Source organism: Mediterraneibacter sp. ICN-202921 (genome assembly GCF_037890075.1).
Classification (GTDB): Bacteria; Bacillota; Clostridia; order Lachnospirales; family Lachnospiraceae; genus Mediterraneibacter; species Mediterraneibacter massiliensis.
Window position 1 is genome coordinate 188694 of sequence record NZ_JBBKBE010000001.1, and the last position, 13225, is coordinate 201918.

The 13225-nt window shown below is 42.7% G+C and carries 12 protein-coding genes; all 12 read right to left on the reverse strand.

All coding sequences use genetic code 11. The annotated features are described in order from the left end of the window. Positions 1 to 9: 9 nt before the first annotated feature. The 12 genes from rsxE to WKT01_RS01015 all read right to left on the reverse strand — a co-directional run bounded on the left by rsxE (position 10) and on the right by WKT01_RS01015 (position 13225). A complete protein-coding gene (gene rsxE, locus WKT01_RS00960) occupies positions 10 to 735 on the reverse strand; it encodes an electron transport complex subunit RsxE (RefSeq protein WP_117974197.1) in 726 nt (241 codons plus the stop codon). Further along, positions 732 to 1343, reverse strand: coding sequence for an RnfABCDGE type electron transport complex subunit G (locus tag WKT01_RS00965; protein WP_340311316.1), 612 nt, complete (start codon positions 1341 to 1343; stop codon positions 732 to 734). The genes rsxE and WKT01_RS00965 overlap by 4 nt, the downstream gene beginning before the upstream one ends. Further along, entirely contained in the window at positions 1343 to 2275 is a 933-nt protein-coding gene (locus WKT01_RS00970; RefSeq protein WP_059070466.1) for an RnfABCDGE type electron transport complex subunit D, read from the reverse strand. Before WKT01_RS00970 ends, WKT01_RS00965 begins: the two co-directional genes overlap by 1 nt. 14 nt (positions 2276 to 2289) lie before the next feature. Further along, positions 2290 to 3609: an electron transport complex subunit RsxC gene (rsxC, locus tag WKT01_RS00975; protein WP_059069610.1), complete on the reverse strand. Its 1320-nt coding sequence runs from the start codon at positions 3607 to 3609 to the stop codon at positions 2290 to 2292. A 284-nt stretch (positions 3610 to 3893) separates the two neighbouring features. Next, on the reverse strand, positions 3894 to 4976 hold the full coding sequence (rpsA, locus tag WKT01_RS00980; RefSeq protein WP_059069611.1) for a 30S ribosomal protein S1: 1083 nt from the start codon (positions 4974 to 4976) through the stop codon (positions 3894 to 3896). Continuing rightward, on the reverse strand, positions 4957 to 5811 hold the full coding sequence (gene ispH / locus WKT01_RS00985) for a 4-hydroxy-3-methylbut-2-enyl diphosphate reductase (protein ID WP_059070467.1): 855 nt from the start codon (positions 5809 to 5811) through the stop codon (positions 4957 to 4959). Before ispH ends, rpsA begins: the two co-directional genes overlap by 20 nt. Positions 5812 to 5822: 11 nt before the next feature. Then, a complete protein-coding gene (cmk, locus tag WKT01_RS00990) occupies positions 5823 to 6479 on the reverse strand; it encodes a (d)CMP kinase (RefSeq protein WP_059069613.1) in 657 nt (218 codons plus the stop codon). A 44-nt stretch (positions 6480 to 6523) separates the two neighbouring features. Then, positions 6524 to 7774 (reverse strand): BaiN/RdsA family NAD(P)/FAD-dependent oxidoreductase, encoded by a 1251-nt coding sequence (locus WKT01_RS00995; protein WP_059069615.1) that lies wholly within the window; start codon positions 7772 to 7774, stop codon positions 6524 to 6526. Then, the gene (locus tag WKT01_RS01000; RefSeq protein WP_059070469.1) at positions 7767 to 8696 is read right to left on the reverse strand and encodes a MurR/RpiR family transcriptional regulator; all 930 of its coding nucleotides are present in this window, start codon (positions 8694 to 8696) and stop codon (positions 7767 to 7769) included. Before WKT01_RS01000 ends, WKT01_RS00995 begins: the two co-directional genes overlap by 8 nt. A gap of 17 nt (positions 8697 to 8713) precedes the next feature. Further along, positions 8714 to 10498: an aminopeptidase P family protein gene (locus WKT01_RS01005; protein WP_117974193.1), complete on the reverse strand. Its 1785-nt coding sequence runs from the start codon at positions 10496 to 10498 to the stop codon at positions 8714 to 8716. Positions 10499 to 10640: 142 nt separating this feature from the next. Further along, a complete protein-coding gene (locus tag WKT01_RS01010) occupies positions 10641 to 12056 on the reverse strand; it encodes an oxaloacetate decarboxylase subunit alpha (RefSeq protein WP_059069620.1) in 1416 nt (471 codons plus the stop codon). A 17-nt stretch (positions 12057 to 12073) separates the two neighbouring features. Next, a complete protein-coding gene (locus WKT01_RS01015; RefSeq protein ID WP_059069622.1) occupies positions 12074 to 13225 on the reverse strand; it encodes a sodium ion-translocating decarboxylase subunit beta in 1152 nt (383 codons plus the stop codon).

Genomic DNA, 13225 nt, shown 5'->3' on the forward strand with positions numbered 1-13225 from the left:
CATTTCCTCCTATTCTTTCTCTTCCTTGTCAGCACCTGTCGGGAATATATGCCCATTACATACTGACTGATTTGCACAGGATGTGCATCCTTCTCCACATCCAGTATGCAGTGCTGTTTCATTCCTTTTCTCCCCTCTTTTTGCCGCCTTGTTTTTTATTTTATTCTGCAGCGCAACAAGCCCGGCAAGAACAAAGAACGCTCCCGGAGCCAGGATAAAGATCGTCAATGGCTCATAGGAATCCGGAAGTATCTGCATGTTGAACACTTTCCCCGCGCCGAGTATTTCTCTTACGATCCCGATACAGGTAAGTCCGATCGTAAAACCTAACCCCATGCCAATTCCGTCAAAAATGGACGGCAAAACCGGATTCTTCGAAGCATAACTTTCTGCTCTTCCCAAAATGATACAGTTTACAACAATGAGCGGAATATAAAGCCCAAGAGCATCATACAAGGAGGGAACAAAACCTTCCAACAAGAAATCTACAATTGTCACAAAAGATGCGACAACGACTATAAACGCCGGCATTCTCACGGAATCCGGTATGATCTTACGGAGCATGGAGATAAGCATATTGGACATAACGAGCACTGCAGTCGTAGAAAGTCCCATACCGACACCGTTGACAGCTGATGTTGTAACCGCCAGTGTCGGACACATGCCCAGCATAAGAACAAAAGTCGGATTTTCTTTTATCACACCATTATAAATTCGCTCTATACATTTACTCATTCACACCGCCCCCCTAACTCATTCTGAAAATATACGAGCGCAGAATCCACTGCATTCGTGACGGCGTTTGTTGTAATCGTAGCTCCGCTGATCGCATCGATTTTATCGTCGCCTTCTTCTCCGGTTTTTGTATAAGAGAATTTTTCTACTTGCTTATCCTTAAACTGTTCTTTGAAATCTGCTTCATTTGCTTTCATTCCAAGTCCTGCTGTTTCACTGATCGAAAGCATTTCTATGCCTTTTACAGTACCGTCATTTAAGATACCTACGGACATCTCTATATCTCCCCCATAACCTTCATGGGAAGCTACATTGATAACGTATCCGATTGTTTCGCCTCCTGCATTTTTCGCCTCTGCAATTTCCATTATGTCATCCTGTGCATATCCGTTTTCCTTTAACAAAGACGATGCCTCGTCTGCGTCAAACTCCTTATATGTCTCAAAGGAAGCGGCATCCTTTAAGACTGCCTGAAATGCCTCTTGTTTTGCTTTCTCCTGTGAAGCCGCAATTGGCTTTTCTGTGATTCCATAGACGATTCCGAGCAAAAGCCCTGCAACTACTGTGATTGCTGTTAATATCAGCGTATTTTTTATAATTTTTTGCATTATTTCTCTCCTCCTTTACCAAATGGTTTGGGAAGAGTAACCTTTTCGATCAATGGTACCAAAAGGTTACTGATAATGATCGCATAGGAAACCCCTTCTGCAGAACCTCCAAACAACCGGAACAGCCCTGTCAGGATTCCCAAACAGACACCGTATACGATCTTACCGCTGCTTGTGATCGGAGACGTCACATAATCTGTAGCCATAAACCACGCTCCAAGCATCAAACCGCCGCCGCACAAGTGTGCTGTAATGTACTGTGCATCTATCCCGTGTCCTCCAAAAATTGTGATAAAAATTACAAATGTCACAATATATGTACCCGGTATCCGAAGATCGATCACACCCATTAGAAGAAGGAACATTGCTCCTATCATGATCGCAATTACGGAAGTCTCCCCGATCGTACCGCGGATATTTCCCAGCAGCATATCCATCGTATTCACAGCCTGTCCTGCTTTTAATTCTGCAAGCGGAGTCGCGCCTGTCACTCCGTCATAGACAAAATAGGTCATTCGTCCGGTAAAACAGATCAGCAGAAAACATCTTGCTCCCAGAGCTGGATTCATAAAATTCTGTCCTAAACCGCCAAACAGCTGTTTTACTACGATAATTGCGAATATTGCACCTAGCACTCCCATCCACCACGGAAGTGTCGGTGGAAGGTTCAAGGCCAGCAAAAGCCCGGTTACAACAGCACTGAAATCTTTGATCGTAATTGGCTTATGCATAAGTTTTTCATAAATATATTCAGACAATACCGCTGCCGCTGTCGTGACAACCACTAAAATCCACGCATCCTCATGTCTGAAATTATAAATCCCAAATATAGTTGCCGGAAGCAGTGCAATCACTACCATGAGCATGATATTACTGCTTGTCACCTTATCTCGAATGTGCGGCGAGGATGATACGTTTAAATTTTCCTTCACTTTTTCCACCTCTCTTACTTTTTCCTCTTATTTGCCAGTGCAATTTTCCGCATGGAACCAATCGCCTGTTTCAACGGCCTTTTTGCAGGACAGACATAACTGCAGGAACCGCACTCTACACATTCCAATCCATTCATGCCGATAAAAGAAGCCTCATCCATCCTCTCGGCATAGTCTGCCAATCTGGAAGGAATGATACGGCTTGGACACACCTCTACACATCTGCCACAGTTGATACAGGCTGTAGCAGGTGATTTTGCCACAATGTCTTCTTTAAAGGCAAGGATGGAAGAAGATGTCTTTGTCACAGGTGCATCCAACGTGACCATCGCAAAGCCCATCATAGGACCTCCTGAAATCAATTTTTCAGGATCCTCTTTAAAACCGCCCGCTGCTTCGACTAATTCTCTATGGCTTGTCCCCAGCAATACTTTAAAATTGCCCGGATGTTCAATATCGTCTCCACTTACCGTTACAATTCTCTCCATCAGCGGTTTTCCTTCGATCACTGCATAATGGATTGCGATCATCGTTTCCACATTATCCACAATACAACCTGCATCCGCCGGAAGCATCGTCGAATTGATCGCTCTCTTTGTTACAGCATAAATCAGCTGCCGTTCTGCTCCTTGTGGATACTTTGTCATCAGTACCTTCACTTCTATCCTAGGCTCATCTGCAACAGCTGCTTTTAATTTCTCGATACAGTCCTTTTTATTGTCCTCTACTGCAAAAATCCCCTTTGCTTTAGGGAAAAGAGAAAGAACCACTTTCATTCCGCTTACCAGTTCCTGCGTGTTCTCTAACATACGTCGGTAATCTGCAGTTATATAAGGTTCACATTCCGCACAATTGGCAATGATATATTCTATCTTTTCCGGCTCTTTTGGCGACAGTTTTACTCTGGTCGGAAAGCCGGCACCTCCCATGCCTACGATCCCTGCATTGCCTATCTTTGTTAAAATTTCATCGTTTGATAACTCAGAAAGCGGCTTAACCGGTTCATATTCTATCTCCTCATATTCTCCGTCGTTTTCTACAACAATACACTCTACCTTGCTTCCTGCTGGATTAAAGTGTTGTTCCAGACCCTTTACAGTCCCCGATACAGAAGCATATATCGGAGCAGAAACAAACCCGCCTGCTTCTGCCAGCATTTGACCTTTTAGTACATGATCTCCCTTTTTTACAACGGGATTTGCCGGAGCGCCTATATGTTGTGAAAGCGGATAGACCAGCTGTCCCTTTGGGAGGATCTGCATAATTGACCGATCTTTTGCAAGACTTTTTCCATCATTTGGATGGATGCCGCCTTTAAAAGTTAAAAGTCCCATTTTCTTTCCCTTCCTTTCCCTTGCTTGTCTCACAATATGTTTATTGTACTAAAATCTCCACACAAAATCTAGTATTTGAAATAGAATAATTGCACATTTATACGTACATTTTGTCGATTTTTTAACATCTTAAAATTTATTTCTACGGTATTTCTGCTTTTCTTAATACAGTGTCCTTACCTGTTAAAAATATATACTGGCAAAGAGCCAAAATAAGAGGCGGTCAACACAACCGCCTCTTAATATACATTTATTCTTTTCTAAACACCAAAGAATCTAATCCCTTATTCCTCACTTTCATCTGAAGGAACTGCCTCTGCTTCCAACACTTTCATACTCAGACTGATCTTCTTTTCTGCCTCATTAAGATCCACAATCTTAGCCGTAATCTCCTGTCCTATAGAAAGTACATCTGATGGCTTTTCCACATGTGCTCTTGAAATCTGTGAAACATGGAGCAATGCGTCTACTCCTGGCGCCAACTCTATAAATGCGCCAAAATCTGTCATCCTAGCTACTTTTCCATTGATCACAGTACCTACCGCAAAATTCTCAGATGCATGTGCCCAAGGATTCGTCTCTGGGAACTTCAAACTCAAAGCAATCTTCGTATCATGAATATCTTTTACAAGAACTTTCAATGTATCCCCTACCTGGAATACCTTCTTAGGATTCTCTACTCTGCCCCAAGACATTTCAGAAATATGCAGAAGACCATCAACGCCACCTAAATCAATAAATGCGCCAAAGTCTGTAACATTCTTTACAGTACCTTCCACTGTATCTCCGATATGCAGTTTTGCGAACAACTCTTTTTGTCTCTCTGCACGTTCTGCTACTAACAGCTGTCTTCTATCTCCAATAACACGGTTTCTGCGCGGATTGAATTCACTGATCACAAATTCAATCTCCTGTCCTTCGTATTTACTGAGATCTTTTTCATAAGAGTCTGATACAAGACTTGCCGGGATAAATACACGTGCCTCCTCAACAGTTGCACATAAGCCTCCACCCAGAATCTGCGTAACCGTTGCTTTTAATACTTCTTTATTTTCGTACGCTTCTCTTAATCTTTCATTGCCCTTTTCAGCAGCAAGACGCTTATATGTAAGCAGTACCTGACCTTCTCCATCATTTACCTTCAAAACTTTAACACTCATCGTATCCCCGACTGAAACAACTGTCGTAAGGTCGATAGACGGGTCATTGGAGTACTCATTTTTCGTAATGATACCATCTGCTTTATAACCGATGTTCAGGATGATCTCCTCTGGCTTCACATCGATCACAGTACCCTCGACTACCTCTCCATTATGAATTGTTTTGAATGACTCATCTAACATTTGTTCAAAAGATAATTCTGACATTATTTTGAACCTCCTCAATTATATTGTTGGGCGTGGATGCCCCCGCTGTAATACCTACTGTTTCCACTGACCCTAATTGATTCAAATCCAAATCGTCAAGCGTCTGTATATAGTACGTATCTTTACATGCTCTGTTACAAATTTCAAATAACTTCTGGGTATTGGAACTATGTTTATCGCCAATCACTATCATAGCATCCACCGCTTCTGCAATACTTCGTGCCTCAGTCTGGCGTTCCTTTGTAGCATTACAGATTGTATTTAAAACACTTACATCATAACTCTTTTCCGAAATAATTTCAACTAAATCTTTAAATTTGTTGTAATTAAATGTCGTCTGAGCGACGATACAGATTTTTTTCTTTTTTTCGACAGGAAGTTTTTCCATATCCGAAACACTCTGTATAACTGTTGTATCTTTACCTGCCCAGCCTCTTATCCCCTTTACCTCCGGATGTTCGGGATCTCCTATAATGATGATATGTTTTCCCTTCTCACTTTCTCGCTCTACGATCGTGTGTATCTTTTTAACAAAAGGACACGTCGCATCCACCACAGTGATCTGGCGGCTGTTCAATTTTTCATAGATCCGCTTTTCAACACCATGAGAACGGATGATCACGATTCCTTCCGTCACCGCTTCTAGTTCTTCCTCTGACCGCAAAACAGTGACCCCTCTTTTCTCCATGTCCTTTATAACTTCCTCATTGTGTATGATCGGTCCATAGGTATATATCTTCTGTCCGCTGTTTTCTGCAAGCTGTTCATATACCGTATCTACAGCGCGCCTGACTCCAAAACAAAACCCTGCCGTCTTTGCTTTTATGATCTTCATTTTCCTGCCTTTCATTTACAGTAACTACAAATTTTTTCCACCACTTCTTCGATCGTCATATCCGAGCTATCGATCAAAATTGCATCCTCGGCCATGCGCAGAGGTGCTGTTTTCCGATTCATATCTTGTTCATCCCGTTTTGCAATATCCTGTTTGATCTCTTCAAAATCACATGGGATCTTTTTCTCTTTTAGTTCTTTATATCTGCGTAAAGCTCTTGTATCCACACTCGCTGTCAGATAAATTTTCACATCCGCATTTGGAAGAATGTTAGTTCCTATATCTCGTCCATCCATAATAACATCTTCTTTCCTCGCCAGGTTTTTTTGAAGTGAAAGCAGTTTCTGCCGTACCTGGGGGACAGCGGAAGTAGCTGACGCCATATTTCCCACTTCTTCATTTCTTAATCTATCTGTCACGTTTTCTCCATTTAACATAACCTGCTGAACACCGTCTCTGTAAGCAATACTCACTTCTGCTTTCTCACAGGCTCTTACCACTTCTTCCGTATTTTCCGCCTTTATTCCATTATCCAGGAAGTATACGGCAAGCGCACGGTACATAGCTCCTGTATCTACATATATATATCCCTTTTTCTTAGCCACCAGTCTGGCGATCGTGCTTTTTCCTGCACCTGCCGGACCATCCACTGCTACATTATATCCCATTTTATACACGCTCCTTGTATTCTTTATTACTGTCTTTTTCTATTTTATTTTCCTTGGAAAATCTCCTCACTCGCAGAAAATGCTGCTAAATATGCCGTACTCCAGCATACCTGGAGATTAAATCCCCCGGTTAGAGCATCTATATCCAACACTTCTCCTGCAAAATATACACCTTTCGTACATTTTGATTCCATTGTTCCGGGATCGATTTCTTTAACATTTACTCCTCCCTGTGTGATGATCGCCTCTCGATATTCTCTCGAACCTGTCAGTGTCATCTGAAAGTCCTTGATCACACGGATAAAACCTTTTCGTTCCTCCTTCGTGATTTCGTGGATTTTCTTCTCTGAAGGTATACCCGACAGTTCGATCATCACAGGACGCAGCTTTGCCGGAAAAAGACCAGAGATTACATTTTTAAACTGCCTGTTGTGATTTGCTTCAAATTCCCGCAGTATTCTTTGATCCAGCTTTTCATAAGAAAGCGCAGGCTTCAGATCAATATGAAGTGTCAGCTCCTTTTTCTTCAGTGCCTTTCCCACCATGCTGCTTGCGCTCAATATGACCGGACCGCTCACACCATAGTGGGTAAACAGCATCTCTCCAAATTCTTCATATAACTTTTTCTTTCCATCTGTCACTTGTATAGAAATATTTTTAAGGGAGAGTCCCTGCAGTTCCTTTGCATACCACTCTTTTACTTCCAAAGGTACAAGGGCCGGCAAAAGCTCTGTCACTGTATGCCCGCATGCACGGGCAAAACGATACCCGTCTCCTGTAGAACCTGTAGATGGATAAGAAAGTCCTCCTGTAGCCACAATGCAGGCATCTCCTTCTATACTTTCTCCGTTTTTCATACAAAGAGCACTAAATCTTTCGTCTTTTGTACATACTTCTACCACCTCCGTCTGCAGGTGAACATGTACACCTAATCTTTCCATCTCTCTTTTCAGCGCTTGTATGATATCAGAGGAATGATCCGATGCCGGGAACGCCCGCTCTCCCCTCTCCACCTTTGTTTTCACACCAAGATCTTCAAAAAAACGAATCACCTGTTCATTTGTAAAGCTGTAGAAACCACTGTACATAAATTTGGGATTGCTCACAACAGAAGCAAAAAACACTTCCGCGTCTGCGGCATTTGTAAAATTACAGCGCCCTTTTCCCGTAATAAACAGCTTCTTTCCAAGTTTCTCATTCTTTTCAAAAATATGTACTTCACTGCCTTGCCTGGCAGCAAAAACTGCCGCCATCATCCCTGCGGCTCCGCCTCCGATTATGAGTACCTTACTCATCTATCTTCTTCTCCTTTTGCAGTCTCATATCACTTACATGATTCAACTCATCCCCGCTGTATACCTGGTATTCATCCCAGATTTTTTCTAATGTTTCCAATGTACTGACAACTTCTGTCTGCTTTTTCATGCACAATGCGACTACAAGCGCATTGATCACACTTAAAGGCGCCACCAAAGAATCAACGATAGATGCCATATCACTTCTGGCGATCAAATTACAGGACGAATACAGATTCATCGGAGAATGCACACTGTCCGTCAAAGTAATCACCTTTGCTTTCCGGTTGCTCGCAAACTCCAATGCCTTCAACGTACGCATCGAATACCTCGGAAAGCTGATCCCAATGATCACATCTTTCTCATTGATACGGATCAGCTGCTCAAAAATCTCACTGGAACTGTTTGTATTGACCAGAACAACATTCTCACAGATCAGATTCAGATAAAAACTTAAGAAAGAGGCAAGCGGAGCACAGCTTCTGATGCCGATGACATAAATCTTTTCTACATGTAATATCGTATCGATTGCAAGCTCAAAAGCCTTCTGATCGATTCCGGCCAACGTCAGTTTGATCTTTTCAATATCAGACTGCAAGACAGTCGCTAATATCTCAGGCTGACTGATCCTTCCGTATGTCACTTCCATCCTCTGTATGGAATTCAGTCTCGTTCTCACTAATTCTTCCAAAGCTTTCTGGAATCCAGGGTATCCTTTATATCCCAACTGTGTGGCAAATCGGACTACTGTAGATTCACTGACTCCCACAATCTCCCCCAATTTAGATGCTGTAAGAAATACTGCTTTGTCATAATTTTCCCGTACATAATCTGCAAGGCGCTTCTGTCCTTTACTCAGCTTCGCATATTTTTCTTCCATGCGGATCAAAAGTTCATTTGCACTGTTTTCTCCTATTTCCATGTTCCTACCTATCCTTCTTATATTGGTCTTGTATACTCCTGCAGCCATTTGCATTCCTCTTTTGAAAGGAATGGCGCGATCTTTTCATATACTTCAGCATGATATCTGTTCAGAAGTTTCTTCTCCCGCTCGTCCAATTTTTCCGGTTCCACTGCATCTAGATCAATGGGAACGAACGTAAGTGTCTCAAAATACATAAACTGCCCATAGGCATTTTTTTCTCCCGCACGTACCAAGAGTTCATTTTCCAGCCGTATTCCGTATGCCCCTGTTATATAAAGCCCAGGTTCGTCTGTGATCACCATATTTTCTTCCAATGGCGGAAGAGAATTTTTGCCGCTTTTCCAGCGAAAAGCAATGGGAGGCTCATGTATATTTCCCAGATATCCTACTCCATGCCCTGTTCCGTGATTAAAATCCAGATTTTCTCTCCAGAAGGGTTCCCGCGCCGCATAATCTAAAGTTTCTCCGGTACATCCATAGAGAAATCGGGCATCGGACAGCCTAAGCATACTGGCAGCTACCAGAGTAAAATGTTCTTTTTGTTCCTGCGGTATCTCTCCTATTGCAATCGTTCTCGTAATATCTGTAGAACCTTCCAAATAATTGCCGCCTGTATCTGTAAGAAGAAGTCCTCCCTCCTTGATTTGGACATTTGTCTCTCGCGAGGCACTGTAATGGACGATTGCCCCATGTTCTCCATACGCACAGATTGGATCAAAACTGGGCCATAAGAAGCCTTCTTGTTCCTTTCGAAAGGCTTCTAACTTGTCGGATACTTCCAATTCCGTAATCTTTTTTGTACCTATATTTTTCTTCAGCCAATACATAAATTTCGTATGGGCAACTCCATCCTTTAAATGCGCTTTCCTGATATTTTCTACTTCTATTTCATTTTTCACGCACTTCATCATAATTTCCGGATTTTCCTTCCAGATGACTCGCGCCTGTTTAGGAAGATTTTTATATAATGTATAATTTACCCTATCTCTGTCTAAAAGCACTGCGTTATATTCTGCCTTTTTTATCCGCTCATATATACTGTTGTAGGGAAGAAGAACGACTCCATTCTTTTTTAGCTCTGCTTTTATTTCTTCTGAAAACTTATTTTCGTCAACATACAATTCCGCCGTATCCGATCCGATCATCAAATAGGACAAAAGCAGCGGAAAATATTCAACATCCCGTCCACGTATGTTTAGAAGCCATCCTATATCGTCCAGACTTGTCACTATATGACTGTCTGCTCGGTTCTTTTTCATAACCTGTCTCACACGTCCCAGTTTCTCCTGTGTGCTCTCTCCAGTATATTTTAAAGGAAGAAAAAAAGCAGGTTTGCGAGACAAAGAGGGACGTTCTTTCCATACGAAAGAAGCTATATCTAAATCATATAAAAAGCGGCCGTTCTTTTCCGCCGCCAACTTCTCATACACCTCTCCGGTATTGACGCCTATCGTCCTTCCATCCACCCCTATGCAGCCCTTCACAGGCAGTTCTTCCTTTATGAATTCCTCGGCAGAAGGCACACCTGGTTCTCCTGTGCGATACAATGAAATCCCGGTCCCTTTCAGCTGTTCTTCTGCCTGGAGGAAATACCGGCCGTCTGTCCAAAGTCCAGCCTTTTCTCTCGTAAAAACTGCTGTTCCCGCCGAGCCGGTAAAACCGGTCATATATTCTCTTAATTTAAAATATTCTCCTACATATTCACTTTGATGATAGTCTGCAGTCGGTATGATACATAAATCTATCTCATGAGATTTCATATACATCCTTAATCTGACGATTCTCTCTGCTATACTCATATATGCCTCCTTATAACCTGTAACATTATACCATGAAAAGCATTTCCAGTACAAATGGATTTCAGCCATAAAAAAAGTAAACAGTACTCTTTCTCAAGAATACCATTTACTTTTTTCTCATTTTTATACAGTTTTCCTGCCTTTATACAGGATAAGAACCATTCTCTGTATCAGCAACTTTTGCGTCCACTTTCGTCTGCTGTGCTTCTCTGTATTTAAAGAAATCTACCGCAACTTGTGGGAAAAGTGCATATGTGAGCACATCTTCATCCTGCTGTATCCACTGTTCGCATTCTTTACGAAGTGTATCCAGTTCATTAGGGATCAGGTCTGCCGGACGGCATGTGATCACTTCTGCATCCTCACCGATTACTTTCTTCTGTATCTCTTCATTAAACGGTTTTACAGTCGCGCCGTATTTTCCGGACAGGATGTCCTTTGTTTCTTTTGTAGCCATCTTATAGCGTTCGCCCATCAGAACATTAAATACAGCCTGTGTGCCAACAATCTGTGAAGATGGCGTAACCAAAGGCGGCTCTCCCAAATCTTTGCGCACACGCGGTACTTCTTCCAGAACATCGTAGAATTTATCTTCTGCTCCCTGTTCCTTTAACTGAGAAGTCAAGTTAGAAAGCATACCTCCTGGAACCTGATATAAAAGTGTCTTAATGTTTACACCCATATTCTTTGGATTTAACAGGCCACTATCCAGAGCTTCATCACGGATCGGTCTGAAATAATCTGCGATCTCTGCCAGAAGATTCTGATCCAGTCCTGTATCATATGGTGTGCCTTTAAATGTTTCTACCATAACCTCTGTAGCTGGCTGTGAAGTGCCCAGTGCGAACGGTGACATAGCTGTATCAATAATGTCGGCTCCCGCTTCTACTGCCTTCAGATATGTCATGGATGCAACACCGGATGTATAATGTGTGTGCATCTCGATCGGGATATCTACGACTTCTTTCAATGCTGTTACAAGCTCTGTAGCCTGATATGGGCAAAGAAGCCCTGCCATGTCTTTTACGCAAATAGAATTCGCGCCCATATCCTCGATCTTCTTTGCAAGATCTTTCCAGTACTCTAATGTATAAGCATCTCCCAGCGTGTAGGACATCGCTACCTGCGCATGTGCTTTTTCTTTGTTTGCGGCAGTTACAGCTGTCTGAAGATTACGGATATCATTTAAACAGTCAAAAATACGGATAATATCGATTCCGTTTGCTACAGATTTCTGCACAAAATACTCTACTACATCATCTGCATATGGACGGTATCCAAGGATATTCTGTCCACGGAAAAGCATCTGCAATTTTGTATTTTTGAAACCATCGCGGAATTTGCGGAGTCTTTCCCATGGATCTTCATGCAGGAAACGAAGGGAAGCGTCAAATGTTGCCCCGCCCCAACATTCTACGGCGTGATAGCCTACCTTATCCATCTTTTCAACAATCGGTAACATCTGTTCTGTTGTCATTCTGGTCGCGATCAAGGACTGATGCGCGTCACGCAGAATGGTCTCTGTTATTTTAACTGGTTTCTTTTCAATCTCTGCCATTTATTTTTCCTCCACTTTTATTTAACACCAAAGATCGCCATAAATGTTCCGGCTGCAACAGCAGTACCGATAACTCCGGCAACGTTTGGCCCCATTGCATGCATCAGCAGGAAGTTTGTAGGATCTGCCTCTGCTCCGACTTTCTGGGAAACTCTGGCTGCCATAGGCACCGCAGATACACCTGCAGAACCGATCAACGGATTTACCTTTCCCTTCGTAGCCCAACACATCAGTTTACCAAACAATACACCTGCTGCTGTACCAAACGCGAACGCAACCAGACCAAGGATAACGATCTTGATCGTATCCCAGTTCAGAAATGCCTCTGCACTGGTCGTAGCGCCTACAGATGTACCAAGCAGGATGACGACGATATACATCAAAGCATTGGAAGCCGTCTCTGTAAGCTGTCTTACAACACCACTCTCTCTGAACAGGTTTCCAAGCATCAACATACCTACAAGAGGAGCTGTAGTAGGCAGGATCACACATACAACGATCGTAACAATAATCGGGAACAGGATCCTTTCCAGTTTGGACACAGGTCTTAACTGTTCCATCTTGATCTGACGTTCTTTTTTCGTCGTCAGAAGTTTCATGATCGGCGGCTGAATGATCGGCACTAATGACATATAAGAATATGCCGCCACCGCAATCGGTCCCAAGATCGCTGTCTGCTGCAGTTTTCCTGCCAGGAAGATAGATGTCGGACCGTCTGCTCCGCCGATGATCGAGATCGCAGCAGCAGCTTTATCTGAGAATCCCATCGCCATAGCTCCAAGATATGCCGCAAAAATTCCGAACTGTGCCGCCGCACCGAGCAAAAAGCTCTTCGGATTCGCAATCAACGGACCAAAGTCTGTCATTGCTCCAACTCCTAGGAAAATCAGAGATGGAAGAATAGACCATTCATCAAGTACATAAAAATAATAGAGAAGCCCGCCTGTTCCATTTGCCGCTTCATCAGCATGCAGCATAATATCCGGATAGATATTAACAAGCAGCATACCAAACGCAATCGGGACAAGCAAAAGCGGCTCAAAACCATGTCTGATCGCTAAATAGAGAAAGATACACGCAACGCCGATCATGATCAGGTTTCCGACCGTAAGATTCATGAAGGCAGTCTGCTGTACAAGATTCCCCAGCGTATTTGAAATATATTCCAT

Excerpts from the sequence above, each read along its gene's own strand:
- WKT01_RS01015 (WP_059069622.1), bottom strand. The coding sequence starts at position 13,225 with ATGGAATATATTTCAAATACGCTGGGGAATCTTGTACAGCAGACTGCC.
- rsxE (WP_117974197.1), bottom strand. The coding sequence starts at position 735 with ATGAGTAAATGTATAGAGCGAATTTATAATGGTGTGATAAAAGAAAAT.
- WKT01_RS01000 (WP_059070469.1), bottom strand. The coding sequence starts at position 8,696 with ATGGAAATAGGAGAAAACAGTGCAAATGAACTTTTGATCCGCATGGAA.
- ispH (WP_059070467.1), bottom strand. The coding sequence starts at position 5,811 with ATGAAGATCATAAAAGCAAAGACGGCAGGGTTTTGTTTTGGAGTCAGG.
- WKT01_RS01010 (WP_059069620.1), bottom strand. The coding sequence starts at position 12,056 with ATGGCAGAGATTGAAAAGAAACCAGTTAAAATAACAGAGACCATTCTG.
- cmk (WP_059069613.1), bottom strand. The coding sequence starts at position 6,479 with ATGGGATATAATGTAGCAGTGGATGGTCCGGCAGGTGCAGGAAAAAGC.
- WKT01_RS00965 (WP_340311316.1), bottom strand. The coding sequence starts at position 1,343 with ATGCAAAAAATTATAAAAAATACGCTGATATTAACAGCAATCACAGTA.
- rpsA (WP_059069611.1), bottom strand. The coding sequence starts at position 4,976 with ATGTCAGAATTATCTTTTGAACAAATGTTAGATGAGTCATTCAAAACA.
- WKT01_RS00995 (WP_059069615.1), bottom strand. The coding sequence starts at position 7,774 with ATGAGTAAGGTACTCATAATCGGAGGCGGAGCCGCAGGGATGATGGCG.
- WKT01_RS01005 (WP_117974193.1), bottom strand. The coding sequence starts at position 10,498 with ATGAGTATAGCAGAGAGAATCGTCAGATTAAGGATGTATATGAAATCT.
- rsxC (WP_059069610.1), bottom strand. The coding sequence starts at position 3,609 with ATGGGACTTTTAACTTTTAAAGGCGGCATCCATCCAAATGATGGAAAA.